The sequence below is a fragment of the Allobosea sp. RCC_152_1 genome (assembly GCF_041360765.1).
Taxonomy (GTDB): Bacteria; Pseudomonadota; Alphaproteobacteria; order Rhizobiales; family Beijerinckiaceae; genus Allobosea; species Allobosea spartocytisi.
This window is the reverse complement of record NZ_JBFUPU010000002.1, coordinates 574,497-599,577: the sequence shown is the minus strand read 5'-3', so window position 1 is coordinate 599,577 and position 25,081 is coordinate 574,497. Positions and strand designations below refer to the sequence as shown.

The window sequence follows — 25,081 nt, the reverse complement described above, 5'->3', positions numbered from 1 at the left end:
GATTCCAGCCGCGCCCGTTCGACGTGCAGTCAGAGAACGGGTTTCGGCGGTTCTCGCCGAAGCCGCCCGGTTCTCCCAAACCCAAGGAGAAGACCGATGCGTGTGATGGTTCTGGTCAAGGCCAGCAAGGACAGCGAAGCCGGCGTGATGCCGGACCCGGACGTCTTCGCGAAGATGGGCGCCTACAACGAGGAACTGATCAAGGCCGGCATCCTGCTCGCCGCGGAAGGCCTGCAGCCTACCTCCAAGGGGCTGCGCATGCGCTTCTCGGGCAGCGAGCGGGCGATCACCGACGGCCCCTTCGCGGAGACCAAGGAGCTGCTGGCCGGCTTCTGGCTCTGGCAGGTGAAGTCGTTCGACGAGGCCGTCGAGTGGCTGAAGCGCGCGCCCTTCGACGGTGGCACCGAAATCGAGCTCAGGCCCGTCTTCGAGATGGAGGATTTCGGCGAGTTGGTGACGCCGGAACGGCGCGAACGGAAAGAACACCTGCGCGCCGAATTCGAGAAGCGCCCCGGCTGACCCGGCTAGGTTTCCCACATCCAACTCAACGGGCGGTGCAGGCGATGCCTCCGTCCCTCCAAAGGAGAAAACCGATGCGTTTCATGGTGATGGTCAAGGCGACGAAGGACAGCGAAGCCGGCGCTCCGCCGAGCCAGGAGCTGCTCGAGGCGATGATGGCCTACAATGAAGAGCTGGTGAAAGCCGGCATCATGAAGGGCGGCGACGGCCTGCAGCCCAGCTCGAAGGGCGCGCGCGTCCAGTTCGACGGCGCCAAGCGCTCCGTCGTCGACGGGCCCTTCGCCGAGACCAAGGAGCTCGTCGCCGGCTACTGGCTCTGGGAATGCGCCTCGCTCGACGAGGCGATCGCCTGGGTCAAGCGCTGCCCCAACCCGATGCCCGGCCCGTCCGAGATCGAGATCCGGCCCTTGTTCGAGCTGGCCGATTTCGGCGAGATCGTCACGCCGGAGACCGCGGCGCAGTGGGATCGCCTCAAGGGCGAAGTGGAAGGCAAGGGCTGAACGGCACGCGAAGCGCGCCGCTTGCCAGCGCAGGCTGCTGATGGTGTGTATCGCTTCCCATGTCGGCAAGCGATACACACCGCACCGTCGAGACGGTCTGGCGCATGGAGGCGCCGAAGCTGATTGCCGGCCTGGTGCGGCTGACGCGCGATATCGGCCGCGCCGAGGAGCTGGCGCAGGACGCGCTGGTCGCGGCGCTGAAGCAATGGCCGGAAGAGGGCGTTCCCCGCAATCCCGCCGCCTGGCTGATGCAGGTCGCCAAGCATCGCGCGCTCGATGCAGCCCGTCGCGAGGCGATGGCGCGGCGCAAGCAGGAAGAGCTCGGCCGCGATCTCGAAGACGGCGGCCCGTCCATGCCCGATCTCGATGCGGCGCTGGATGACGAGGTCGGCGACGATCTGCTCCGGCTGATTTTCACCGCCTGCCATCCGGTGCTGTCGCAGGAGTCGCGGGTGGCGCTGACGCTTCGGCTCATCGGCGGCCTGACGACCGAGGAGATCGCGCGCGCCTTCCTCGTGCCGGAGCCGACGATGGCGCAGCGCATCGTGCGGGCCAAGAAGACGTTGAGCGATGCGAGAGTGCCGTATGAGGTGCCGGCCGGGGCGGAGCTCGGCGAGCGCCTCGCCTCGGTGCTGGAGGTCGTCTACCTGATCTTCAACGAGGGCTATGCCGCGACGTCCGGCGACGACTGGGTGCGCCCGGTATTGTGCGAGGAAGCGCTCAGGCTCGGGCGCATCATCGCGGCGCGGGCGCCGCAGGAGCCGGAGGTTCACGGGCTGGTGGCGCTGATGGAGCTGCAGGCCTCGCGGCTCCGGGCGCGGACCGGCCCGAACGGCGAGCCGATCCTGCTGCTCGACCAGAACCGCGCCCGCTGGGACCGGCTGCTGATCGGGCGCGGCCTGGCCGCGCTGGAGCGGGCGCAGCGGCTCGCGGCGACTTCGCCGGGCCCCTATCTGCTGCAGGCCGCGCTCGCCGCCTGCCATGCCCGCGCCCGGACGGGCGACGAGACCGACTGGGCGCGAATCGCGGCGCTCTATGCGGTGCTCTCCCGTGTGGCGCCGTCGCCGATCGTGGAATTGAACCGGGCTGTCGCGGTCGCCATGGCGGAGGGGCCGGCGGCGGGGCTGGAGTTGGTCGAGGCGCTGGCGGCGGAGCCCGCGCTCAAGCGCTATCACCTGCTGCCGAGCGTGCGCGGCGATCTTCTGTCCAAGCTCGGCCGGCATCGGGAGGCGGCGGAGGCCTTCGAGCAGGCGGTCGCGCTGACTGGTAACGTCAAGGAGCAGGCGCTGATGGCCGAGCGGGCCGTGAAGGCGCGGGCGGCTGCCGGCTAGTGCCGCGTGCCGCTGGTGAAGGCACCGCAGCGGACCTTCTCGGGCAGAGCCTCGGTGAAGACGGCGGTTGCCTCCTCGCCATAGGTCTCGACCAGGGTGCGCAGGGCCGCGAAGAGCGCGGCGTGGGCCATGGCGTCGGAATCCAGCCCATCCTGCTGGCCCTCGGCAAAGGCGTCCTCGACATAACCGTAGGCAACACGGCGAGCGTCGCCATGGTCCTCGGGGAGGTTCGGGTCGAGCATCGGGTCGTCTGAAAGGATCGACATCGAGACGGGACTCTGCTGCCTCTGGCTGGAGCGAATCGCGGCGGTTCTGCCCCGGATCGCGACGTTTGATGACGTTCCCGTCATAGGCCGTGCCAGAGCGGCACGCCAGCGTGGTGTTTAGGAAAGGTTAACGCGACCGCAAGAATTCCACCGAACATCGCATTCGTGCAACATCTGTTGCCTATCCGCCATAGCGCCCCGCGAGCATCCGCGAGAGCTGCTGGCCCTGGTCGGCGAGGCGGGAAGAGGCCTCCTGGCTGGCGTCGGTGCAGGTCCGGTGCGTTAGCGAATAGGCCTTGAAGCCGCGGTTGAAGGCGGCCGTCAAGCGGTCCCGCCGCAGCGGCGTGCGGCCTTCGGCGTCGATCAGGGCCGCCATGCGATCGCGCCAGTCCTGAGCCTCCTTGCCGCCGCAGAGCGTGCGCAGATAGGCGAGCGAGCCCATGATCTCGGCAAGCTGGAGGAGCTGCGGCTCGTAGGGCGGACCATCCGGCTCCGGCGGCACGGGCTCGGCCGGTTTCGCGCCCTGTGCGGGTTTCGCTGCCGGAGCGGCGGGGCGCTGCTGGGCGAGAGCCGCCACGGGCGCGACGGCGAGCACCATGGCGAGCGCGGCGGCGAGCGCCCTCACACCGAGGCTCCCCCGGTGAACAGCTTGTGGGCGCGGCGCAGCACCTCGCCAAGCTCGCGCGTGGTGGCGAGACCGCCGAGGCTCAGCGGATCGGCCCACATCACCGCGCCGGCCTCCGGCCCCGGACGCGGCTCGCCGGAGAGCCATTCGCCGATGAAGGAGGCGACGACGAAATGATGTGTCACGTCGCCCTTGGCATCGCGGCCGAAGATCTCGACATGGCGGTTGAAGCCGAGGATGCGGGCGGTGACGCCGACCTCTTCCTCGAGCTCCCGCAAGGCAGCTTCCTCGAGCGTCTCCCCAGCTTCGACCTTGCCGCCGGGCAGGGACCAGAGCCGGTCGGCCGGAGGCTTGGTGCGCGTCGCCAGCAGCACCTTGCCGTCGCGGAAGACCGCGACGGAGGCGGCCAGAACCGGTCGCGCCGGCGCCTTGCCGACCGCCGGGAAGCGGATGACCTGGCCGTCCCCCGCCGTCATCGGGCGCGGCTCCGGCTCAAACGTGCTGCCCGCCATTGATGTGCAACTCCGAGCCGGTGACGTAGCTCGATGCATCCGTGCAGAGGAAGTAGATCGCCTTGGCAACCTCCTCTGTCTTGCCGAGCCGTTTCATCGGCAAGGTCGCGACGATCTTTTCCGTGCCCGGCGAGAGGATGGCGGTGTCGATCTCGCCCGGCGAGATCGAGTTCACCCGGATGCCGAACGGCCCGAAATCGGCGGCCATCTCGCGGGTCAGGCTGGCGAGCGCGGCCTTGGAGGTGGCGTAGGCCGCGCCGGCGAAGGGGTGGACGCGCGATCCGGCGATCGAGGTGACGTTCACGATCGCCCCCTTCGCGGCGGTCAGTTCGTCGAGGAGCCCGCGCGCCAGCATGATCGGCGCGAAGAAATTGACCTGGAAGACCTGGTGCCAGTCGTTGAAGGAGGTGGTGGCGGCGCCCAGCCGCTCGCCCTTCGCCCCCTTCGGCGAGATGCCGGCATTGTTGACGAGCGCGTTGAGCTTGCCGCCCTCGGCGGCGAGACGCTTCTTGATCTCGGCGATGCCGCGCATCGTGTCCTCGGGATCGCCGAGATCGATCTGGATGTGGTCGTCGGCCCCCGACGGCCAGGGGCATTTCTCGGAAAAGGCCTGGCGCGAGCAGGACAGGATGCGCCAGCCCGCCATGGCGAACTGCATCACGGTGGCATGGCCGATGCCCCGGCTCGCGCCGGTCAGCAGCATGACCGGGCGCTTGCCGGCTTCAGTCTTGGGAAAGTCGAATTTCGGCATCGCCATGGGTCTTGAGTCCTCAAGTGCAGAGGCGTGTCTTCAGGGGTAGAAGCGCGGCATCAAGGGTAGAAGCGCGTCTTGGTCCAGGGCTCGGATGGCGAGCCCCGGCGGAAGATGATGCGGTCGTGCAAGCGGAAGGCCCCGTCGCGCCAGAACTCGATATAGACCGGGGTGATGCGAAAGCCACGCCAATAAGGCGGGCGCGGAATCTCGCCGACGCCGAATTTGAGCGCATAGCTCGCGACGGCCTTCTCCAGTGCGAAGCGGCTCTCCAGCGGGCGCGACTGCTGCGAGGCCCAGGCTCCGATTCGGCTGTCGCGCGGGCGAGACCGGAAATAGGCGTCCGATTCGGCATCGGTGACGAGCGCGACCGTGCCGCGGATGCGGATCTGCCGGCGCAGGCTCTTCCAATGGAATAGAGCCGCGGCCTTGGGCTGGCCGAGCAGTTCCTCGCCCTTCTGGCTCTCGGTATTGGTGTAGAACACGAAGCCGTCCGGCCCATGCCCCTTGAGCAGAACCATGCGGCTGTTGGGCATTCCATCGCCGTCCACGGTGGAGAGCGCCATGCCGGTCGGATCATTGGGCTCGGACTTCACCGCCTCGTCCAACCAGCTCTGAAACAGCGCGAAAGGCTCGTTTTCCTCGGTGAAGTCACCGCTCGTTAACGGTTGCACAGTCTAATCCTCAGCAATTGGAAGTGGGCGTTGGGCGAGCGCAAAGTGATCCGGTTTCGGGCGGCTGATTTATATAGGGCAGGGGCGGAGGCGTTCCAAAGCCTTCCTCGCTGCGTGGCGCCCATGCGCTCATGCGTCGCCGCCGTCGCGTTGGGGCTGCTGGCCGCCGGCTGCTCGGTGTCCTTCCCGATCCTGGGCCTGTCGAGCAAGAGCGAGGACGAGGTCGCGACGACCTCCGCCATCCTGCCGAGCCGGGGGCCGGACAAGGCCGCCGGGCTGGGCACCCTCGCCAGCGAGCTCGGCCCCGAGGATCTGCGCCGGGCGGATGGCGCCATGTCGGTCGCGCTCGACCCGCAGGGCAATGGCGCCGCCGTCTCCTGGGACAATCCGCAAACCGGCATCAAGGGCTCCTTCGTGCCCGTCGGCGGCCCGTTCCTGCGCGCCGACGAAATCTGCCGGGCCTTCATCGCCAGCGTCCAGACGCAGACCCGGCCGCTCAAGCTGCAAGGCACCGCCTGCCGCCCCTCGGGCGGAGACTGGGCGGTCAAGGACATGGAGCCCTGGAAGGGGCTGGGCTAGAGCATCCGCCCGGGCCATTCGCCTCGGCCGGTAAGGCGGGAGCGGAAGCGTATCCCGCACGATGTTGCGTACGGGCCACACCATCCCCAGATAAGGCGTAGCGGACGGCTTGCCGGCAGACGGGGCCGTCCTAGTCTTGCGTGGAAACGAGGTTTTTGGATGCGCGATCCGTATCAGGTTCTGGGCGTCGCCCGCGGCGCGAGCGATGCGGAGATCAAGAAGGCTTTCCGTCGCCGCGCCAAGGAGCTGCACCCTGACGCGAACCGGGACGATCCGAAGGCGCAGGACAGGTTCGCCGAGCTGAACACGGCCTATGAGGTGCTGGGCGACGAGACCAAGCGCAAGCAGTTCGACCGCGGCGAGATCGACGGCGAGGGCAAGCCGAAATTCCAGGGCTTCGAGGGGATGGGCGCCGGCCGCGGCGGCCGGGCCGGCGGCTTCGAGTTCAATTTCGGCCAGGGCGCGCCTTTCGGCCGTGGTGGCGACGCCGGATTCGATGCCTCCGACATCTTCTCCTCGCTCTTCGGCGAGGCCGGCCGGCGCGCGCGCGGCAAGGCCGAGCCGCAGAAGCCGCCGGAGCAAAGCTTCACGCTCGAGGTGACGCTGGCTCAGGCGGTCAGCGGCGCCACGCGGCGTGTCAAGCTGCCGGGCGGGCGCGAGGTCGAGATCACCATTCCCGAAGGGGTGAGCGACGGCAAGGTCATGCGCCTGCGCGGGCTCGGCCAGACCGATCCCTATTCCGGCGAGACCGGCGACGTACTGATGACCATCAAGGTCAAGCCCGATCCGCGCTTCACCATCGACGGCCAGGATCTGCGCACGCGCGTCGCCGTGCCGCTGGCCAAGGCGGTTCTGGGCGGGCCGCTGCATGTGCCGACCCTGACCGGCGCCGTGGAAATGACCATTCCGCCGATGACCGGCACGACCAAGCAGTTCCGGCTGCGCGGCAAGGGCCTGAAGGGCGAGAAAGGTGCCGCCGGCGACCTCTTCGTCGCCATCGACATCGAGATGCCGGCGAGCGATGCGGAGCTCTCCGCATTGATGAAGGCGCGCGCCGAGTAACGAGCCGCCAGCCGAAGAAACGGGCCTGGGCGAGGCCCGGTTCGGCCTCGCGGGGCTGCAATCCAGGCGTGGGGACAGCGTTCAAAAGCGGTTTCCACTTCCCCGCGACTGTTCTAAGAGACCTGCTCCTCGTTCATCTGCGGGTCCCCCATGCCTGATTCCAACGCCGTTTCGCCGACCGCCAATCTCCTCAAGGGCAAGCGCGGCCTCGTGATGGGCGTCGCGAACAACCGGTCCATCGCCTGGGGCATCGCCAAGGCAGCGGCGGATGCGGGCGCGGAACTCGCCTTCACCTATCAGGGCGATGCGCTGAAGAAGCGGGTCGAGCCGCTCGCCAAGGAGCTCGGCGGCCATGTCGTCGGCCATTGCGACGTCACCGACGGCGCCACGATCGACGCGGTCTTCGCCGAGGTCGAGAAGCTCTGGGGCAAGCTCGACTTCGTCGTCCACTGCATCGCCTTCTCGGACAAGGACGAGCTCACCGGCCGCTATGTCGAGACCACCGAGGCGAATTTCTCCAAGTCGCTGCTGATCTCCTGCTATTCCTTCACGGCGATCACCCAGCGCGCCGAGAAGCTGATGCCGGATGGCGGCTCGCTGCTGACGCTGACCTATTACGGCGCCGAGAAGTGGATGCCGCATTACAACGTCATGGGCATCGCGAAGGCGGCGCTGGAATCGAGCGTGCAGTATCTCGCCGCCGATCTCGGCCCCTCGAAGATCCGCGTCAACGCGATCTCGGCCGGGCCGATCAAGACGCTGGCCGCCTCGGGCATCGGCGATTTCCGCTACATCCTGCGCTGGAACGAATACAACTCCCCGCTGCGCCGCACGGTGACCATCGAGGAGGTCGGCGAGACCGCGGTGTTCCTCGTCTCGGACATGTCGCGCGGCATCACCGGTGAGATCATGCATGTCGACGCCGGCTATCATGTCGTCGGCATGAAGGTGCCGACCGCGCCGGACATCTCGCTCGACAAGGGCGAGTGAACCGGAAGGCCGCCGGCCTCTATTGCGCCAGCAATCTCTTCAACCGATCCGTCGCGGCATCGTCGCGGCGGATCGTTTCGTCTGCGATCGCCTCCAGCAAAGCCGCGACCGTTCGCGCGCCGATCAGCTTGGCCGGCAGGATCTGCGCCAGCGGCGCCAGCACGAAGGCGCGCTCGGCGATGCGCGGATGGGGGATCTGGAGGCCGGGCCGGTCGATTGCCGTCTCGCCATAGGTCAGGATGTCGATGTCGAGCGTGCGGGGCCCCCAGCGCTCGCGGCGCTCGCGGCCGCCAGCGCGTTCCAGCTCGAGGCACAGCGCGAGCAGGTCGTCGGCGGTCAGCGTCGTCTCGATCCGCGCCGCCATGTTGAGGAATTCCGGCTGGTCGGTCTTGCCCCAGGGCGGGGTGCGATAGACGGCAGAGAGCTGCCCGAGCCTGACGGCCGGATGCCGGCGCAAGGCGATCAGCGCCGCGGCGAAGGCCGCGACGGGATCGCCGAGATTGCCGCCAAAGGCGAGTGCGGCTTCAGTCGCCACGCCGGAAGCTCAGCTTGACGCCGACCGCGCCCAGCGTCGCCGGGATGGGTGGGGCGGGCTTGCGCAGGGTGACCTCGACGCCCGCGACGGGGGCGAAGGCCTCGAACAGGGCGAGCGCGACGGCGCGCGCGGCGCCCTCCAGCAGATGATAGCGCCGGGCCGTGAAGGCCTCGCTGACGATGGCGACGGCGCGGCCGTAATCGACCGTATCGGCAAGGCGGTCGCTCAGCGCGGCGGCGCGCAGGTCGACATCGAGCACGAGGTCGAGGACGAAGCGCTGGCCGAGCCGCTCCTCTTCCGAGAAGAAGCCGTGATAGGCGTAGATATCGAGCTGCTCGATCAGGATGCGGCCGGTCTCGCTCACGGGATCACCTTCGTTTCGTCCGCGATGGCGGCCCAGACCTTGAGCGCGTCGACATGCGGCGCGACGTCATGGACGCGCAGGATGGCGGCGCCGCGGCTGGCGCCGTAGAGATGGGCGGAGAGCGTGGCGGCCAGACGCTCGGCCGGGACCTTGCGGCCGGTGACGAGGCCCAGCGTCGATTTGCGCGAGGCGCCGAGCAGAATCGGGCAGCCGAGCACGTTGAGCCGGTCGAGCTCGCGGATCAGGTCGAGGTTCTGGCGCGGCGTCTTGCCGAAGCCGATGCCGGGATCGACGACGATCTGGCTGCGCGGCACGCCGGCGGCGGTGGCGATGGCGATGGAGCCTTCGAGGAAGCCGATCACCTCGTCGAAGATATCGAGGGAACCATCGACCGTGTCGCGGTTGTGCATCAGCACCATCGGGGCTCCGGCCCGTGCCGCGACCTCGGCGATGCGCGGATCGCGCCGGCAGCCCCAGACATCGTTGACGATGGAGGCGCCGGCGGCGAGCGCGGCCTCGGCGACCTCCGCCTTGTAGCTGTCGATCGAGAGCGGCACGGCGCTGCGGGCCTTCAGCCCGGCGATGACGGGGAGCACGCGGGCAAGCTCCGTCGCGGCATCGACGGTTTCGTGGCCGGGCCTGGTCGATTCGCCGCCGATATCGACGATCGCCGCGCCTTCCTCGGCCAGCCGCAGACCGTGCGCCACCCCCGCCTCGGCGCTGCCGAGCAAGCCGCCATCCGAGAAGGAATCCGGCGTGACGTTGACGATGCCCATCAGCAAGGGCCCCGCGTCGAGCGCGAGGCGGCGGCCATCGGGGAGAGTGAGGGCAGGAGGCATGGCGGTCCGCGAATTCGGAGCCATGAGGCTCACCTGCCGCCTATACACAGCCTGTTGCCGATCGGCCACCCAAAGCGACGGATCGTCGCGATCGGCCCTGCGCATGGCCGATGGGCGCATTAGGCTTTTGACCTCCCCCGGCGAGGCGTGCAGAAGCCGGGCATGATCCCGCTCTCGCTTCCGCACCGGCTCATTCTCGTCCGCCATGGCGAGACCGACTGGAATCGCGAGGGGCGGCTGCAGGGCGGGCAGGACATCCCGCTCAACGCGCTCGGGCGCGAGCAGGCGGCGGAGGCGGCCGGGCGGCTCAAGGCGCTGGAGCCGGGCTTCGCGACGCTCGACTATATCTGCTCGCCGATGGAGCGGGCACGGGAGACGATGGACATCCTGCGTCGCGATCTCGGCCTGCCGGCGGGAGAATACCGCGTCGATCCGCGATTGAAGGAACTCACCTTCGGGGCGTGGGAAGGTTTCACCTGGCGCGATATCCGCAAGGCCGAGCGCGAGCAGGCGCATCTGCGCGAGCGCGACAAATGGAGCTTCGTGCCGCCGGGCGGGGAGAGCTACCGGATGCTGGCGGAGCGGGTGCGGCCTGTGTTGGAGGAGTTGCAGCGCGAGACGGTGATCGTCAGCCATGGCGGGGTGGCGCGTGCGGTGCTGGCTCTCGTCGGCGCGGTCTCGCCGCTGAAGGCGTCCATGGTCGAGATCTGGCAGGGCAAGCTGCTCGTCGTCGAGGGCAGCAAGGCCGAGTGGCTCTGAGCCCCGGCTTTACCGCGCCGGCATTCATCACCGGTTCACGGATGATCTGGCACGAGGAATGTGCTAGCAGGGCGCGCGGAGCGGCGGCTTGCCCGGCCGGGGGGCTCGACCGGATAGCGCGGTCATCAGAGCGTCGATTCCGGGTTTGTTTAAAGGTGCGTGGCAAGGTGCGAATGAAGGATGCGGGAGCCGCGCTTCCCGCCCTCCATCCGGGCTTTGAGCGCAGCGGGGCGCCATGAACGATTTGAGCAAGCTGTCGGTGGCGACGGATGCCGCGGCGAATCCACTCGCGATGCTGGCCGGCGAGAAGCGTCCGGAGCTGCTGCGCGATGAAGTGCTCGCCGAGATCTTCGCGGCGACGGTCGCGTCGCGCGCCGAGCATCCCGCCCTGGTCGATGGTGCTCGCCGGCTGAGCTATGCCGAGGTCTGGGCGGCTGCCGGCCGGCAGGCGCGCGGGCTCCACCTCGCAGGGGTCGGGCCGGGCGACATGGTCGGCCTGTGGATGCCGCGCGGCATCGACCTGCTGATCGCGCAGATCGCGATCACGCGCGCGGGCGCGGCCTGGGTGCCGTTCGACGCCGAGGCGCCGGTCGAACGCATCGCGACCTGCCTGAACGACGCGCAGGCCAAGGGCATCGTCACCTGCGGCGGCTGGGCCGTCCGCGCCGAGGACACCGGCCGCACGATCTGGACGCCCGATGCGCTTGCCGCGGGCGCCGACGGGGTCGAGCCGCCGGCACGCGCCGCCGGGCTGACCAAGGACCACCCCGCCTATCTGATCTACACCTCGGGCTCGACGGGCACGCCGAAGGCGATCGTCATCAGTCACCGCAACATCTGCCATTTTCTGCGCTCGGGGAACGCGTTCTACGGCATCGGCCCCGACGATGTGGTCTTCCAGGGCGCCTCCGTCGCCTTCGACCTGTCGATGGAGGAGATCTGGACGCCCTATCTCGTCGGCGCGACGCTGTTCGTGGCCTCGCCGGAGATGATGGGCGATGCCGAGAAGCTGCCGGGGCTGCTGGAGCAGGCCGGCGTCACCGTCATCGACACGGTGCCGACGCTGCTCGGCATCCTGCCCTCCGACGTGCCGTCGCTGCGCCTCATCCTGCTCGGCGGCGAGGCGCTGCCGCCGGCGATCGTGCAGAAATGGTCGCGGCCAGGCCGGCGCATCCTCAACACCTACGGCCCCACTGAGGCCACGGTCGTCGCCACCGCCGCCGAGGTCGTGCCGGGCGAGACGGTCACCATCGGCCGGCCGATCCCGAACTACACGGCCTATGTCGTCAGCGAGGGCCTGCACCTCGTCCAGCCGGGTGAGCAGGGCGAATTGCTGATCGGCGGCCCCGGCGTGGCCAAGGGCTATCACGGCCGTCCGGAGCTCACCGCCGAGAAGTTCATCGCGAATCCGTTCTCCGGAGTCGCCGGCTCCGACGATCCGATCCTCTATCGCTCGGGCGACGCGGTCAGCCTCGATGCCGACGGCAACATCGTCTTCCACGGCCGCATCGACGATCAGATCAAGATCCGCGGTTTCCGCGTCGAACTCGGCGAGATCGAATCCAAGCTCGCCGACGAGCCCGGCGTGGCGCAGGCGGCTGTCGTGCTGCGCACGGATGACGGCATCGAGCGGCTGGTCGCCTTCGTCGTGCCGGAGCCGGGCATCGCGGTCGATGGGCCGGCGCTCAGGGCCGCGCTGCGCGAGAAGCTGCCGCCCTATATGGTGCCGGCGCATTTCGAGGCCGTCGGCTCGCTGCCGCGCATGGTTTCCGGCAAGGTCGACCGCAAGATGCTGAAGGCGGCGCCGCTCACGGCGCCCAGCGCCGATGGCGAGCAGGAGCCGCCGCGCAACGCCACTGAAGCCGCGCTGCTGGACGCGGCCAAGCGCGTGCTCGGCGCAGCGAGCCTGCCGCTGGAGGCGGATTTCTTCGTCGATCTCGGCGGGCATTCGCTGCTCGCCGCCCGCTTCATCTCGATCGTGCGCGAGACGCCGGCCTATGCCGGCATCACGCTGCAGGATGTCTACGGTGCCCGCACGCTGCGTGCGATGGCCGGGCTCCTCGACGAGCGCGGCGCGGCGGTGAGCGAAGACCTCTCCTTCACGCCGCCGCCCTTCCTGCGCCGCTTCCTCTGCGGGCTGGCGCAGGCGGCGGTGCTGCCGGTCATCATCGGGCTCTCCACCGCGCAATGGCTCGGCGTCTTCGTCACCTACATGATCGTGTCGGGCGAGGATCTGTCGCTGCTCGGTCAGATCGGCGCGCTGCTCGGCATCTATGTCGCGATCATCGTCGTGACCGGGCTCATCGCCATCGCGCTGAAATGGATCGTGCTCGGGCGCACCAAGCCCGGCGTCTATCCGCTATGGGGTGTCTATTATTTCCGCTGGTGGTTCGCGGCGCGCGTCGCCGGGCTTGTCCATATCAAATGGCTGCAGGGCTCGCCGGTGATGCGCTTCTACTGGCGCCTGCTCGGCGCCAAGGTCGGGCGCGACGTCATCCTCTCCGATTACGAGGCCGGCGCCATCGACCTGATCGAGATCGGCGAGGGCTCGACCTTCGGCACCAAGACCACCTTCGCCAATGGCGAGGCGATCGGCGACAAGCTGGTGATCGGCCGCATCACCATCGGCAAGGACGTCTCGGCCGGCGCCTCCGTCGTGTTCGGCCATGGCGCGGTGATCGGCGACCATGCCGAGATCGCCGATCTCACCGCCATCGCGCCCGGCACCCATGTCGGCGCGGCCGAGATCTGGGACGGTTCGCCCGGCCGCAAGACCGGCATGGTCGATGTCGCCGCATTGCCGCCGCAGGCGCAGGCCTCGCGGGGGCGGCGGGCGCTGATGACGGCCTTCTACATTTTCATGCTGATCGTGCTGCCGCCGGTCAGCCTGCTGCCGATCTTCCCGGCCTTCTGGCTGTTCGACAAGATCGACTACTGGATCGCGGGCTGGACCGACATCAGCTATCTCTGGTTCCTGCCGATCCTGACCTGGCCGACCGCGATCGGCCTCATCGCCTTCACCGTGCTGATGATCGCGGCGCTGCGCTGGGCGATCCTGCCGCGGGTGACGAGCGGCTCCTATTCGATCCATTCCGGCTTCTACGCCCGCAAATGGACGGTGGCGCTGGCCACCGAGGTGACCTTGGAGACGCTGTCGTCGCTCTTCGCCACCATCTATATGCGGGCCTGGTACCGGCTGATGGGCGCGCGGATCGGGAGCGGGGCGGAAATCTCGACCAACCTCTCCGGCCGCTACGACGTGACCGGCATCGGCGCCGGCAATTTCATCGCCGACGAGGTCGTGTTCGGCGACGAGGAGATGCGGCGCGGCTATATGCGCCTCGACGAGACGCGCACCGGCGAGCAGGTTTTCGTCGGCAACGATGCCGTCGTGCCGCCGGGCGCCGTCATTCCGGACCGCGTGCTGATCGGCATCAAGTCGAAGCCGCCGGCGAACGACAGGATGCAGCCCGGCGATACCTGGTTCGGTTCGCCGCCGATCAAGCTGCCGACGCGCCAGAAGGTCGATCTCGGGGCCGACTGGACCTACAAGCCCTCCTTCGCCAAGCAGTTCGGGCGCGGCGTCTTCGAGGCGCTGCACACCTCCTTCCCCTCGATGCTGTTCATCACCTTCGGCACCATCGCGGTCGACATGGTACTGCAGCAGAAGATCAACGAGGGCGATTGGCTCGGCCTCGTCACCTCTTTCATGGGCGTCGCCGTCGTCATCGCGCTGGTGCAGGCAGTGATCTGCGCAGGCGTCAAATGGCTGATGATGGGCGTCTACAAGCCGGTGATGAAGCCGATGTGGTCCTGGTGGGCGATGCGCACCGAGGCGGTCGCGGTGATGTATTGGGGCCTCGGCGGCAAGGTGCTGTTCGACTATCTGCGCGGCACGCCGTTCCTGCCCTGGTTCCTGATGCTGTTCGGCGCGAAATACGGCAAGGGCGTCTGGCTCGACTCCACCGACATCACCGAGTTCGACTGCATCAAGGTCGGCGACTTCTGCACGGTCAATGCTCATTCGGCGCTGCAGACACATCTCTACGAGGACCGGGTGATGAAGGTCGGCCGGGTCAGGCTCGGCAAGGGCGTCTGCGTCGGCGCCGGCGCGACCGTGCTCTACGACACCCATGTTGGCGACTACGCCCAGATCGGCCTGCTCACCGTGATCATGAAGGGCGAGAACCTGCCGGCGCATACGCGCTGGGAGGGAGCGCCTGCGGTGCCGGCGAAGGCGGCTGCGGGGCATTGAGCCGCTCGCTTCGTTTGACCATGGGTCCCGGCACGGACTAAGACCCTGCGCAGATTTCGCGCAGGCTCCCATGTCGCATAACAGCTTCGGCCATCTCTTCCGTGTCACCACCTTCGGCGAGAGCCATGGGCCTGCCATCGGCTGCGTCGTCGATGGCTGCCCGCCGCTGATTCCGCTGACGGAAGCCGATATCCAGGGTGATCTCGACCGGCGCCGGCCCGGCCAGTCGCGCTTCACGACGCAGCGCCAGGAGCCGGACCAGGTCCGCATTGTCTCGGGCGTCTTCGCGCGTGAGAGCGACGGCGCGCAGGTGACGACGGGCACCTCGATCGGGCTGATGATCGACAATGTCGACCAGCGCTCGAAGGATTATTCCGACATCAAGGACAAGTACCGGCCCGGTCACGCCGACTACACCTATGACGTCAAATACGGCATCCGCGACTATCGCGGCGGCGGTCGCTCCTCGGCGCGCGAGACGGCGATGCGCGTCGCGGCCGGCGCCATCGCCCGCAAGGTCGTGCCGGGCATGGTGGTGCGCGGCGCCCTCGTACAGATGGGGCCGCACAAGATCGACCGCGCCAATTGGGATTGGGAGGAGGTCGGCCGCAACCCGTTCTTCTGCCCGGACGCAAAGGCCGCCGCCTTCTTCGAGAGCTATCTCGACGGCATCCGCAAATCCGGCTCCTCGATCGGCGCCGTGCTGGAGATCGTGGCGGAAGGCGTGCCGGCAGGGCTGGGCGCGCCGATCTACGCCAAGCTCGATTCCGAGATCGCGGCCGCGCTGATGAGCATCAACGCGGTGAAGGGCGTCGAGATCGGCGAAGGCTTCGGCGGCGCCGAACTCTCCGGCGAGGAGAATGCCGACGAGATGCGCGCCGGCAATGACGGGCGCCCGCTCTTTCTCTCCAACCATGCCGGCGGCATCCTCGGGGGCATCTCGACCGGCCAGCCGATCGTGGCGCGTTTTGCCGTGAAGCCGACTTCCTCGATCCTGGCGACGCGCGCGACCGTGACGCGGACCGGCGGCGAGGCCGAGATGTTCACCAAGGGGCGCCACGACCCCTGCGTCGGCATCCGCGCCGTGCCGGTGGGCGAGGCGATGGTCGCCTGCGTGCTGGCGGACCACTATCTGCGCCACCGCGCGCAGGTCGGCGTGGTCGAGCCGCGCTGGCCGTTTCAGGAATGACATCGCCGTCATTCTCGGGCGAAGCGAAGCGTAGACCCGAGAATCTCTGGCCGAAAGGGGGCTCTGGTACGAGAGCCTTCCTCGTCATGAGATGCTCGGGGCAAGCCCGAGCATGACGCGGCGGAGAACTTGCATTTCAGCAATACTGAAAATGCAGCACTCATTCATTGCAGATGAAGCGTCGGCGTATTAGCTTGCCGGCATGAAGCTCGACGCCTGGCTCCGGCAGAACAAGATCGCGCGCAGCGCCTTTGCCAAGCAGGTCGGCCTGTCGCCGGCCAGCGTGACGGCGCTGTGCAACGATCCGGCTGCCTGGATCTCGCGGGAAAGCGCCGAGCGTATCGCCGCCGTCACGGGCGGCTCCGTTACCCCCAATGATTTCCTCGGCCTGTCCGGGCCGCGCGAGGCTGCCATGTTCAACAATGTCACCGAGACCATCGAAGCCTTCGCCCGCGGCGAGATCGTCATCGTCACCGATGACGACGATCGCGAGAACGAGGGCGATCTCATCGTCGCAGCCTCGCTCTGCACGCCGGAGAAAATGGCCTTCATCATCCGCAACACCTGCGGCATCGTCTGCGCGCCGCTGACGGCGAGCGAGGCGCGGCGCTTGCGGCTCGATCCGATGGTCTCCTCGAACGACGCGCCGCTCGGCACCGCCTTCACCATCACGGTCGATGTCAAGCATGGGCTGACCACCGGCATCTCGGCCGAGCAGCGCACCAACACGGTGCGTGCGCTCGCCAACGGCAATATGGGCGCCGCCGATTTCGTTCGGCCCGGCCATGTCTTCCCGCTGATCGCCAAGGATGGCGGCGTGCTGATGCGCTCGGGCCATACCGAAGCCGCCGTCGACCTATGCAAGCTCGCCGACCTGCCGCAGGTCGGCGTGATCTGCGAGCTCGCCAATGACGACGGCACGGTGATGAAGGGCGCGCAGATCGCCGCCTTCGCGCAGAAGCACGGCCTCAAGCAGATCACGGTCGCCGATCTGATCGCCTACCGGCAGTTGCGCGAGAAGCTGGTCGAGCGGGTGCATTCCTTCCCGGTCAAGACCGCGTTCGGCGAGATGACCGGCCATGTCTACATCACGCCTTTCGACGACACGCAGCATTTCGCTTTCGTGATGGGCAAGCTCGGCGATGGCGAGAAGGTGCCGGCGCGGCTGCATCGCGCCGATGTCGTCGCCGATGTGCTGGGGGGCGCGAGCTCGATCCAGTGCGCATTGCGGCGCTTCCAGCAGGACGGACGGGGCGTGCTGATCTATCTGCGCGACGGCACCGCCGGCGTGCCGATCAAGAGCGTCGAAGAGGAGGGCTCGGACGCGCTGCGCAGCCAGCAATGGCGCGAGGTGGGCCTCGGCGCGCAGATCCTGCGCGATCTCGGCGTCGCCTCGATCGTCAACCTCGCCTCCTCGCCGCGCTCCTTCGTGGGCCTGAGCGGTTTCGGTATCGAGATCGCGGATACGCAGCCGCTGGAGTGAAAGCGCGCAGCCATTTTGGCCGTCATGCCCGGGCTTGACCCGGGCATCTCCAGACGAGATGGGCCCCGTACCGGAGACACTTCCGGAAAGAGATTCTCGGGGCCGCACGCGGCCCGAGAATGACGGCCGGAGGCCGCCGGGCGAGGAGCTTCGTCAGCTTCCCATCAACGCGCCGACATGCGCGGCCGTCGATGTCGCCAGGCCCTCAAGGTCGTAGCCGCCTTCCAGGATGGAAACGAGGCGGCCGTTCGCGTGCTTGTCGGCGAAATCCATCAGCTTCTGCGTCGCCCAGGCGAAATCACCTTCGCGCAGGTTGATGTTGGCGAGCGGGTCGCGCCAATGCGCGTCGAAACCGGCGGAGATGATGACGATATCGGGTCGGAAGGCCTCGATCCGCGGCAGGATCGCGACCTCGAAGGCCTCGCGGAATTGATCCGAACCGTCGCCGGGCGCGAGCGCGGCATTGACGATGGTGCCGTGGCTGCCGCGCTCGGATGGGGCACCGGTGCCGGGATAGAGCGGCATCTCGTGCGAGGAGGCGTAGAGCACGCTGGCATCGTCCCAGAAGATGTCCTGCGTGCCGTTGCCGTGATGAACGTCCCAGTCGACGATGGCGACGCGTTCGGCGCCATGGACCTTCTGCGCGTGCCGGGCCGCGATCGCCGCACTGTTGAAGAAGCAGAAGCCCATGGCGCGCTCGCGCTCGGCATGGTGGCCGGGCGGGCGCATGGCGCTGAAGGCGTTGCGCGCCTTGCCCGACATCACCTCGTCTACCGCCATGACGGCGCCGCCGACGCCGCGCAAGGCAGCCTCGACCGTGCCGGGCGACATGGTCGTGTCGGCGTCGAGCTGGACGAAGCCCTCCTGCGGGGAGGCGTCGAGGATCGCCTGCACATAGGCCGGCGGGTGGCAGAGCGCCACTTGATCGATCGTGCCGAGTGGCGCCTCGAGGCGAATCAGCGGCGCGAATCGCTCGGCTTCGAGGGCGCGCTCGATCGCCCGCAGCCGGTCGGGCCGTTCGGGGTGGCCCGGGGGCATGGCATGGAGCAGGCTGGCGGGGTGGGTGATGAGGAGGGTCGTCAAAGGTCTCTATCCGGTGGCGGCGCCATTCAAGCGCAAAACCGTGACCACTTTGCCACGTTCATCGCTGTTGCGGCCGCCATGTCCGGAACAAGATTGCGCCATGCCCGTTTGGAGCCTAGTTCTGCGCGCGACCATCGCTCCCTGCGCCTTGCAGGCCAAGCATCGGCGATACGAAGCGTTAACGTTTGATTCATCATAAAGGCTGCCTGCGGGTCGCTCGGGTGGGGACTATGAAGAAGACCGTTTTCGTTGCCTTGGCGCTGTCGGCCCTTCTGGGTGCCTGCCAGTACAAGAGCGTCGCCGCTCCGGAGCTCTCCGCCCGCGATGCCGAATATATCGCGCTGGTTCCGAAGTTCGACACCTATCTCCCCTATCTCCCCTACGAGATCAGCGATCCGACCGGCCAGCCGCCCGGCACGATCTACATCGATACCAAGGAAAAGTTCCTCTATCTCGTGCTGCCGAACAAGAAGGCGATCCGCTACGGCGTCGCCACCGGCGACGAGGCTTATGGCTGGACCGGAGAGGCCGTGGTGCAGCGCAAGGCCGAGTGGCCGCGCTGGACGCCGCCGGCCGAAATGGTCAAGCGCTGGCCGCATCTGAAGCCGGTGGCGGGCGGTATGAATGGCGGGCCGGAAAATCCGCTCGGCGCCCGCGCGCTCTACCTCTACCAGAACGGCCACGACACGCTCTATCGCATCCACGGCACCAACGAGCCGGAGACGATCGGCCGTTCCGCCTCCTCCGGCTGCATCCGGATGCGCAATATCGACGTGATCGATTTGTTCAACCGTGTTCCGGTCGGCGCCAAGGTGGTCGTGATCTGACGCTCCGCGCGATCGCATTTTCGATGGCGGGTGCCTGTGGCGCCCGCCATTTTTGTTTTCAGCTCCTGCCGAACAGAAAAAGACCGGCGGGAGAGGCTCCGCGCCGGTCAGTTTATTGGGTCAAAAGAGAGTCTCGAAACAGGAGGTCTCAGTCGTCGAAACCGTGGCGAAGGACGCCGGGCAACTCTGCCCTGCGCTCATCATCCAACTTCCTCAACGCAGGTGAGCTCTGCCGGGTTCCGGCCGCAACGGCCTGAATCGCGATCGGGCGGAAACGCGATGCATAGGTCTCACGGGCGGAGGCGTCGTGAAAGCCCTTGCGAGATTGGGTCTGGGAACGCGCGTCGAGGTGAATCATGGCTCCTGACTTCACTGATTGTCCGATGTCGAAAGGCTTTCGCCTGCCGACACAAGGGAGCCTGATGCGGGATCGGGACGGCGGCGGGGCGCGATCGTGATCCATTCAAGGCAATTTGTGCCGGCTCATCACATTCGGCCATATTGCTGAACGAATCGGAAAGGGCCGGGCGCCTGGCGCCCGGCCCTTTGCTGTTTGTCGCGGTGCTCGAGTCGTCAGGCCGCCAGCAGCCCTTCGCCCTTGGCCCAGGCCAGGGTCTTGTCGAGGGCACGCTCGCAGCGGTCGAACATCTCGTTGATCTCCGCCTCGGAGATGACAAGCGGCGGGCAGAAGGCGAGGCGGTCACCCATGGCGCGGGTGATCAGGCCTTCCTGCAGCGCGAAGGAGACAGCCTTGGCGCCGACGCCCTTCTTGACCTCGAAGGAGGCCTTGGTCTGCTTGTCCTTGACCAGCTCGGCGCCGCCGATCAGGCCGACGCCGCGCGCCTCGCCGACGAGGGGGTGCTCGGCGAGCTTGTCGAGGCGGCGCAGGAAGGTCGGAGCGACCTTGGCGACGTGGTCGACGATCTTTTCGCGCTGGTAGATTTCCAGCGTCTTCACCGCGACGGCGCAGCCGACCGGGTGACCGGCATAGGTGTTGCCGTGGCCGAAGGTGCCGATCTTGCGGCTCTGATCGACGAGAACGTCATAGATCTTGTCGTTCATCATCACGGCGCTGAGCGGGAAATAGGCCGAGGTGATCTGCTTGGCGAGCGAGATCGAGTCGGCCGCCATGCCGTAGGTCTCGGTGCCGAACATCTTGCCGGTGCGGCCGAAGCCGGTGATGACCTCGTCCGAGATGAAGAGGATGTCGTATTTGGCGAGGATGGCGTTGACCTTCTCGAAATAGCCCTCCGGCGGGATGATCGCGCCGCCGGCGCCCATCACCGGCTCGGCGATGAAGGCGGCGACCGTGTCCGGCCCTTCGCGCAGGATCATCTCCTCGAGCTCGGCGGCGAGGCGCGAGGAGAAGTCCTGCTCGCTCTCGCCGGGCTCGGCGAAGCGATAATGGTGCGGGCAGGAGGTGTGCAGGATGCCGGGCAGCGGCAGGTCGAAATCGATATGGTTGTTCGGCAGGCCGGTCAGCGACGCCGAGGCGACGGTGACGCCGTGATAGCCCTTCAGCCGCGAGATGATCTTCTTCTTCTGCGGGCGGCCGAGCGCGTTGTTGAGATACCAGACGATCTTGACCTGGGTGTCGTTCGCATCCGAGCCGGAGGCGCCGTAGAACACCTTGGAGATCGGAACCGGGGCGATCTCCTTCAGCTTCTCGGCCAGCTCGATCGCCGGGTCATGGCTGCGGCCGCCGAAGATGTGCGTGAAGGGCAGCTTCTTCATCTGCTCGTAGGCGGTCTCGATCAGCTCCTGGTTGGAGTAGCCGAGCGAGGTGCACCAAAGCCCCGCCATGCCCTCGATATATTCCTTGCCGGTCGAATCGTAGACGTAGATGCCCTTGCCGCTTTCCAGCACCAGCGGGCCGTTCTCGCGGTGCGTTGCGAGATTGGTGTAGGGATGGACGAGGGTCTCGATGTCCCTGACGGCGACGTTCGACAACATGATGGGGCTCCCGGTCCCTGTTGAGAATACTTGCCACCATACGCCTGAATGTCCGCAAATGTTGAGCGATTTCGGCGCAGGGGACCGCAGACTCTGCTGCAATGCGCCCGGCGGCGTAAAGGCCTGCGGCGCGGCGCGTGAACGGCGCCTCAGCGCGCGAGCGGCGGCGGGGTGAAGCGACTTCCGGCCTCTTCCAGCATGGCGCCGACGGCGATCGCGGTGCGGTCTTCCCCGAAGGGCGCGATGATCTGGACGCCGAGGGGCAGGCCCTCACGCGATTGCATGACCGGCGCGCAGAGCGCCGGCAGGTCGGCGCCGGTGGCGGGTGCGGCCCAGAGCAGAAAATCGAGATAGGGGCGCGGCTCTCCGTTCACGATCAGGCGGCGGGCATGGATGTCCGGGCCGTGATCATGCGGGATCGCGGCGACGGGGGCAGGCGGGCAGAGCACGACATCGTAGCGCGTGAAGAAGCGGGCCCATTGCCGCTTCTGGGCCAGACGGCGCTGGGCGAGCTGGTGGTAGAGGCCGGGCGTCATCCGGGCGCCGCGCGCCTGCAGCGCCTGATGCGAGAGGTCGCCCGGGCTGAAGCGCGAGGCCTGCGCCTGGATGCGGGCGCGCACCTTCGGCGGCAGGCCATAGGCGACGACCGCGTGGTTCAGCAGCGCGTAGACCTCGAAGGCGTCGGCAAGGCTGACCGAGGGCCGGGCCGTCTCGTCGATGACGGCGCCGGCTTCTGCCAATCGGCGAGCGGCCTCGCGCACGGCCTCGGAAACCTCCCGGTCGACCGGCGCGAAGGAATCCTCGGCCCAGAGCGCGACACGCAGGCCCTTGGCGCTTCGGGCTCGCGGCTCCGGCAGGGGCGGGCAGGCAAGCGCGACGTTACGCGGACCGGCGATCACCGGCAGGATGAGGTCGAGGTCCTCGGCCGCGCGCGTGATCGGCCCTGCGACCATCAGATCGACATTGCGTGCCGTGCGCCGTTCGGGCGGTGGCGGGATCGCACCCCAGGTCGAGACCAGCCCCCAGCTCGTCTTCAGGCCGAAGACGCCGCAAGCATGGGCCGGCCAGCGGATCGAACTGCCGAGGTCGGAGCCGAGCTCGAAGGCGCTCATGCCGGTCGCGACCGCGACCGCCGCGCCGCCGGAGGAGCCGCCGGGAGAGCGGGCCTCGTCCCAGGGGTTGTTCGTCACGCCATGGGCGGGATTGTAGCTCTGGAAATCGCCGGAGAAGACCGGGACATTGGTCTTGGCCATGATGACGGCGCCGGCGGCGCGCAGCCTTGCGACTGCCGCGGCATCCTCGGTCGGGACGCGCTCGCGATAGGCCGGCAGACCGCCGGAGGAGGGCAGACCGGCGACGTCGAAGGCGTCCTTGATCGTGATCGGCAAGCCCTCGAGCGGGCGCGCGGAGCCGGCGGCGATGCGGGCATCGGAAGCCTTGGCCATGGCGCGGGCCGCCTCGCGATCCTCAGCCACCACGGCATTGAGGCGCGGGTTCAGCGCGTCGATGCGGGCGAGGCACGCCTCCAGCAAATCGGCGGCGCTGAAGCGCCGGGCCAGAAGCGCCTTGCGCAACGCGGTCGCGGATGCGGTCAGGTCGATGGTGGCAGGCACGGCAGCAACCTCACGCGGCATCCTCGGGGCGTATCGTCAGGAAGCATCCGCGGCGCGGGCGAGATCGCGCCAGAGCACGATGAGGCGGTCGAGCTCGGAGAGTTCTTGCGGCGCGAGCTTGCCCAGCGTTCTCGCGACGAAATCGCGCTGGATGGCGATCCCCCTCTCGGCGAGGCGGCGGCCTTCCGGCGTCAGGTGCATGGCGTAGGAGCGCCGATCGCCGGCGATGGCGCGGCGCTCGACCAGTCCGGCCTGCACCAGCCGGTCGACCAATCCGGAGACGTTGCCCTTGGTGACGTAGAGCCGTTCGGCCAGCTCGCTCTGGCTGATGCCTTCCTGTTCGGTCAGCGTCGAGAGCAGGTCGAATTGCGGAATCGAAAGGCCGATGGTGCGGATGCGCGCCGTGATCTGCGTCAGCATGCGCTGATGCAGCCGCATGACGCGGAACCAGACGCGGTCGGCCTCGGACGAGGCTTGCGGCACGGGCTTGGTCGCTGACAAAAAAGCATACCCCGACGAATGACGGATCAGACCTAAACCATCTCGACCGGTCAGGCGAGATCGCCATGCGTCTTACCTTACGCAAAGTGGAGGTCACGCTCCTGGGTGCTGCACCGGACCGGGCGTCCGAAGGGCTCACTTCACTTTCCGCGGAAGCCGTCGCTATCCTGCCGGCAAAACAGATGACGCCCGGGAGAAACGACCATGCTCGGCCTGATGCAGAACTGGCCCCTTCTGCTCCATCGCATCATCGACCACGCCGCCATCCAGCACGGCACGCGCGAGGTCGTCACCCGCGCGATCGAGGACGGAACGCTCCGGCGCCGTCCCTATGCCGAGATCAGGAGCCGCGCGCTGCGAGTGGCCAAGCGCCTGCAGCGCGAAGGCATCGGGATCGGCGACCGCGTGGCGACGCTGGCCTGGAACAGCGACCGCCATCTCGAGCTCTGGTACGGCATCAGCGGCATCGGCGCGATCACCCATACGGTCAATCCGCGGCTGTTCCCGGAGCAGATCGCCTGGATCGTGAACCATGCCGAGGACCGGCTGATGTTCCTCGACCTGACCTTCGTGCCGATGATCGAGGCGATTCAGGAGAAGCTGCCCAGCATTGCGCGCTTCATCATCCTCACCGATGCGGCTCACATGCAGCCATGCACGCTCAGGGGTGCGGTCCCCTATGAGGAGTGGCTGGCCGAGGCCGACGATGATTTCGCCTGGGCGGATTTCGACGAGAACACGGCGGCCGGGCTCTGCTACACCTCGGGCACGACAGGCGGGCCGAAGGGCGTGCTCTATTCGCACCGCTCGAACGTACTGCACGCGCTGGCCTGCGCCGCGCCGGATTATATGGGGCTGTCGTCGCGCGACACGGTGATGCCGGTGGTGCCGCTCTTCCATGCCAATAGCTGGTCGCTGGCCTATTCGGCGCCGATGACCGGGGCGAAGCTGGTGATGCCGGGCGCCAAGCTCGACGGTCCCTCGCTGCACCAATTGCTGGAGGATGAGGGCGTGACCATGACCGCGGCGGTGCCGACGGTCTGGCTCGGGCTTTTGCAGCATCTGGAGGCGACGAACGGCAAGCTTTCAACGCTGAAGCGCGTCGTCATCGGCGGTTCGGCCTGCCCGCGCGCGATGACGGAAGCCTTCGAGCGCAAATACGGCGTCACCGTCGCCCATGCCTGGGGCATGACCGAGATGAGCCCGCTCGGCTCCTTCTGCTCGGTCAAACCGGTCTATCAGGAGCTCGAGGGCGAGAAGCTCTACGATCTCAAGGTCAAGCAGGGCCATCCGCCCTTCACGGTGGAGTTCCGCCTCACCGACGATGCCGGGCGGGACCTGCCCTGGGACGGCAAGACCTTCGGCCGGCTGAAGGTGCGTGGCCCAGCCGTGGCCGGCGCCTATTTCAAGCGCGATGAGGAGATCCTCGACGATCTCGGCTTTTTCGACACCGGCGATGTCGCCACCGTCGATCCTGCCGGCTACATGCAGATCACCGACCGCTCGAAGGACGTGATCAAATCCGGCGGCGAGTGGATCTCCTCGATCGATCTGGAAAACCTCGCCGTCGGCCATCCCGACGTGGCGGAGGCGGCGGTGATCGGCGTCGCCCATCCGAAATGGGACGAGCGGCCGCTGCTGGTGATCGTGCCGAAGGCGGGCCGCACGCCGAGCAAGGACGAGATGCTCGCTTTCATGACCGGCAAGATCGCGAAATGGTGGCTGCCGGACGATGTCGTGCTGGTCGAGGCCATTCCGCATACCGCAACCGGCAAGATCCAGAAGACGGTGCTGCGCGAGATGTTCAAGGATTACCGGCTGCCGGGGTGACAGGGAGAGGCCGCAACGCAAAACGGCGCCCTTTCGGGCGC

Annotated in this window: 25 protein-coding genes; 12 read left to right on the top strand and 13 right to left on the bottom strand. The window is 67.7% G+C overall.

Annotated features, from left to right (window positions below; all coding sequences use genetic code 11):
* Positions 1–96 precede the first annotated feature (96 nt).
* The 3 genes from AB6806_RS09245 (at position 97) to AB6806_RS09235 (ending at position 2,350) form a co-directional block, all read left to right on the top strand.
* Complete coding sequence (locus tag AB6806_RS09245) at positions 97–519, top strand: YciI family protein (protein WP_112764458.1); 423 nt, start codon at positions 97–99, stop codon at positions 517–519.
* Between the two features lie 74 nt (positions 520–593).
* Positions 594–1,019: a YciI family protein gene (locus AB6806_RS09240; RefSeq protein ID WP_142021932.1), complete on the top strand. Its 426-nt coding sequence runs from the start codon at positions 594–596 to the stop codon at positions 1,017–1,019.
* A 59-nt stretch (positions 1,020–1,078) separates the two neighbouring features.
* Entirely contained in the window at positions 1,079–2,350 is a 1,272-nt protein-coding gene (locus tag AB6806_RS09235; protein WP_142021931.1) for an RNA polymerase sigma factor, read from the top strand.
* Here the strand turns inward: AB6806_RS09235 and AB6806_RS09230 are convergent.
* The 5 genes from AB6806_RS09230 to pdxH all read right to left on the bottom strand — a co-directional run bounded on the left by AB6806_RS09230 (position 2,347) and on the right by pdxH (position 5,178).
* Positions 2,347–2,616: a hypothetical protein gene (locus AB6806_RS09230; protein WP_370954497.1), complete on the bottom strand. Its 270-nt coding sequence runs from the start codon at positions 2,614–2,616 to the stop codon at positions 2,347–2,349. The two genes, AB6806_RS09235 and AB6806_RS09230, sit on opposite strands and share 4 nt — an antisense overlap.
* Positions 2,617–2,797: 181 nt before the next feature.
* Entirely contained in the window at positions 2,798–3,241 is a 444-nt protein-coding gene (locus tag AB6806_RS09225; protein ID WP_370954496.1) for a TIGR02301 family protein, read from the bottom strand.
* Positions 3,238–3,717: an NUDIX hydrolase gene (locus AB6806_RS09220; RefSeq protein ID WP_051987629.1), complete on the bottom strand. Its 480-nt coding sequence runs from the start codon at positions 3,715–3,717 to the stop codon at positions 3,238–3,240. The genes AB6806_RS09225 and AB6806_RS09220 overlap by 4 nt, the downstream gene beginning before the upstream one ends.
* A gap of 16 nt (positions 3,718–3,733) precedes the next feature.
* Positions 3,734–4,510, bottom strand: coding sequence for an SDR family NAD(P)-dependent oxidoreductase (locus AB6806_RS09215; RefSeq protein WP_370954495.1), 777 nt, complete (start codon positions 4,508–4,510; stop codon positions 3,734–3,736).
* A 53-nt stretch (positions 4,511–4,563) separates the two neighbouring features.
* A complete protein-coding gene (gene pdxH, locus AB6806_RS09210) occupies positions 4,564–5,178 on the bottom strand; it encodes a pyridoxamine 5'-phosphate oxidase (protein WP_142021930.1) in 615 nt (204 codons plus the stop codon).
* Between the two features lie 123 nt (positions 5,179–5,301).
* On the opposite strand from pdxH, the gene AB6806_RS09205 reads away from it, so the two are divergent.
* The 3 genes from AB6806_RS09205 (at position 5,302) to fabI (ending at position 7,809) form a co-directional block, all read left to right on the top strand.
* Positions 5,302–5,757, top strand: a complete 456-nt coding sequence (locus tag AB6806_RS09205; RefSeq protein WP_112764455.1) for an RT0821/Lpp0805 family surface protein — start codon at positions 5,302–5,304, stop codon at positions 5,755–5,757.
* Positions 5,758–5,916: 159 nt separating this feature from the next.
* The gene (locus AB6806_RS09200) at positions 5,917–6,819 is read left to right on the top strand and encodes a DnaJ C-terminal domain-containing protein (RefSeq protein ID WP_038359563.1); all 903 of its coding nucleotides are present in this window, start codon (positions 5,917–5,919) and stop codon (positions 6,817–6,819) included.
* A 150-nt stretch (positions 6,820–6,969) separates the two neighbouring features.
* Positions 6,970–7,809, top strand: a complete 840-nt coding sequence (gene fabI / locus AB6806_RS09195) for an enoyl-ACP reductase FabI (protein WP_038359560.1) — start codon at positions 6,970–6,972, stop codon at positions 7,807–7,809.
* A 19-nt stretch (positions 7,810–7,828) separates the two neighbouring features.
* On the opposite strand, the gene folK is transcribed toward fabI, so the two are convergent.
* From folK to folP, 3 genes are read right to left on the bottom strand one after another with little or no spacing between them, the layout of a single operon-like run.
* A complete protein-coding gene (folK, locus tag AB6806_RS09190; RefSeq protein ID WP_142021929.1) occupies positions 7,829–8,344 on the bottom strand; it encodes a 2-amino-4-hydroxy-6-hydroxymethyldihydropteridine diphosphokinase in 516 nt (171 codons plus the stop codon).
* Complete coding sequence (gene folB, locus AB6806_RS09185) at positions 8,334–8,708, bottom strand: dihydroneopterin aldolase (RefSeq protein ID WP_166653040.1); 375 nt, start codon at positions 8,706–8,708, stop codon at positions 8,334–8,336. Before folB ends, folK begins: the two co-directional genes overlap by 11 nt.
* Entirely contained in the window at positions 8,705–9,547 is an 843-nt protein-coding gene (gene folP, locus AB6806_RS09180) for a dihydropteroate synthase (RefSeq protein ID WP_142022167.1), read from the bottom strand. The genes folB and folP overlap by 4 nt, the downstream gene beginning before the upstream one ends.
* Before the next feature lie 162 nt (positions 9,548–9,709).
* Here folP and AB6806_RS09175 point away from each other — a divergent pair, with 162 nt between their 5' ends.
* From AB6806_RS09175 to ribB, 4 genes are all read left to right on the top strand, one after another.
* Positions 9,710–10,306, top strand: a complete 597-nt coding sequence (locus AB6806_RS09175; protein WP_133564470.1) for a histidine phosphatase family protein — start codon at positions 9,710–9,712, stop codon at positions 10,304–10,306.
* A 235-nt stretch (positions 10,307–10,541) separates the two neighbouring features.
* Positions 10,542–14,561 carry a Pls/PosA family non-ribosomal peptide synthetase gene (locus AB6806_RS09170; protein ID WP_370954494.1) on the top strand — a complete coding sequence of 1,340 codons (4,020 nt, stop codon included), beginning with the start codon at positions 10,542–10,544 and terminating at the stop codon, positions 14,559–14,561.
* 70 nt (positions 14,562–14,631) lie between these two features.
* A complete protein-coding gene (gene aroC / locus AB6806_RS09165) occupies positions 14,632–15,750 on the top strand; it encodes a chorismate synthase (RefSeq protein WP_370954493.1) in 1,119 nt (372 codons plus the stop codon).
* 202 nt (positions 15,751–15,952) lie between these two features.
* Complete coding sequence (ribB, locus tag AB6806_RS09160) at positions 15,953–17,233, top strand: 3,4-dihydroxy-2-butanone-4-phosphate synthase (RefSeq protein ID WP_038359548.1); 1,281 nt, start codon at positions 15,953–15,955, stop codon at positions 17,231–17,233.
* A gap of 153 nt (positions 17,234–17,386) precedes the next feature.
* Here ribB and AB6806_RS09155 read toward each other — a convergent pair whose 3' ends face one another.
* The gene (locus AB6806_RS09155; protein ID WP_370954492.1) at positions 17,387–18,316 is read right to left on the bottom strand and encodes a histone deacetylase family protein; all 930 of its coding nucleotides are present in this window, start codon (positions 18,314–18,316) and stop codon (positions 17,387–17,389) included.
* Positions 18,317–18,546: 230 nt separating this feature from the next.
* Between AB6806_RS09155 and AB6806_RS09150 the strand changes: the two genes are divergently transcribed.
* Entirely contained in the window at positions 18,547–19,143 is a 597-nt protein-coding gene (locus AB6806_RS09150; RefSeq protein WP_112765274.1) for a L,D-transpeptidase, read from the top strand.
* A gap of 148 nt (positions 19,144–19,291) precedes the next feature.
* Here AB6806_RS09150 and AB6806_RS09145 read toward each other — a convergent pair whose 3' ends face one another.
* From AB6806_RS09145 to AB6806_RS09130, 4 genes are all read right to left on the bottom strand, one after another.
* Positions 19,292–19,501, bottom strand: a complete 210-nt coding sequence (locus AB6806_RS09145; protein WP_038359543.1) for a hypothetical protein — start codon at positions 19,499–19,501, stop codon at positions 19,292–19,294.
* A 215-nt stretch (positions 19,502–19,716) separates the two neighbouring features.
* A complete protein-coding gene (locus tag AB6806_RS09140; protein ID WP_370954490.1) occupies positions 19,717–21,096 on the bottom strand; it encodes an aspartate aminotransferase family protein in 1,380 nt (459 codons plus the stop codon).
* Positions 21,097–21,245: 149 nt separating this feature from the next.
* Positions 21,246–22,730, bottom strand: coding sequence for an amidase (locus tag AB6806_RS09135; RefSeq protein ID WP_370954489.1), 1,485 nt, complete (start codon positions 22,728–22,730; stop codon positions 21,246–21,248).
* 15 nt (positions 22,731–22,745) lie between these two features.
* The gene (locus AB6806_RS09130; RefSeq protein ID WP_370954488.1) at positions 22,746–23,210 is read right to left on the bottom strand and encodes a MarR family winged helix-turn-helix transcriptional regulator; all 465 of its coding nucleotides are present in this window, start codon (positions 23,208–23,210) and stop codon (positions 22,746–22,748) included.
* Positions 23,211–23,414: 204 nt separating this feature from the next.
* Between AB6806_RS09130 and AB6806_RS09125 the strand changes: the two genes are divergently transcribed.
* Entirely contained in the window at positions 23,415–25,040 is a 1,626-nt protein-coding gene (locus tag AB6806_RS09125) for a long-chain-fatty-acid--CoA ligase (RefSeq protein WP_142021923.1), read from the top strand.
* The last annotated feature ends 41 nt before the right edge of the window (positions 25,041–25,081 follow it).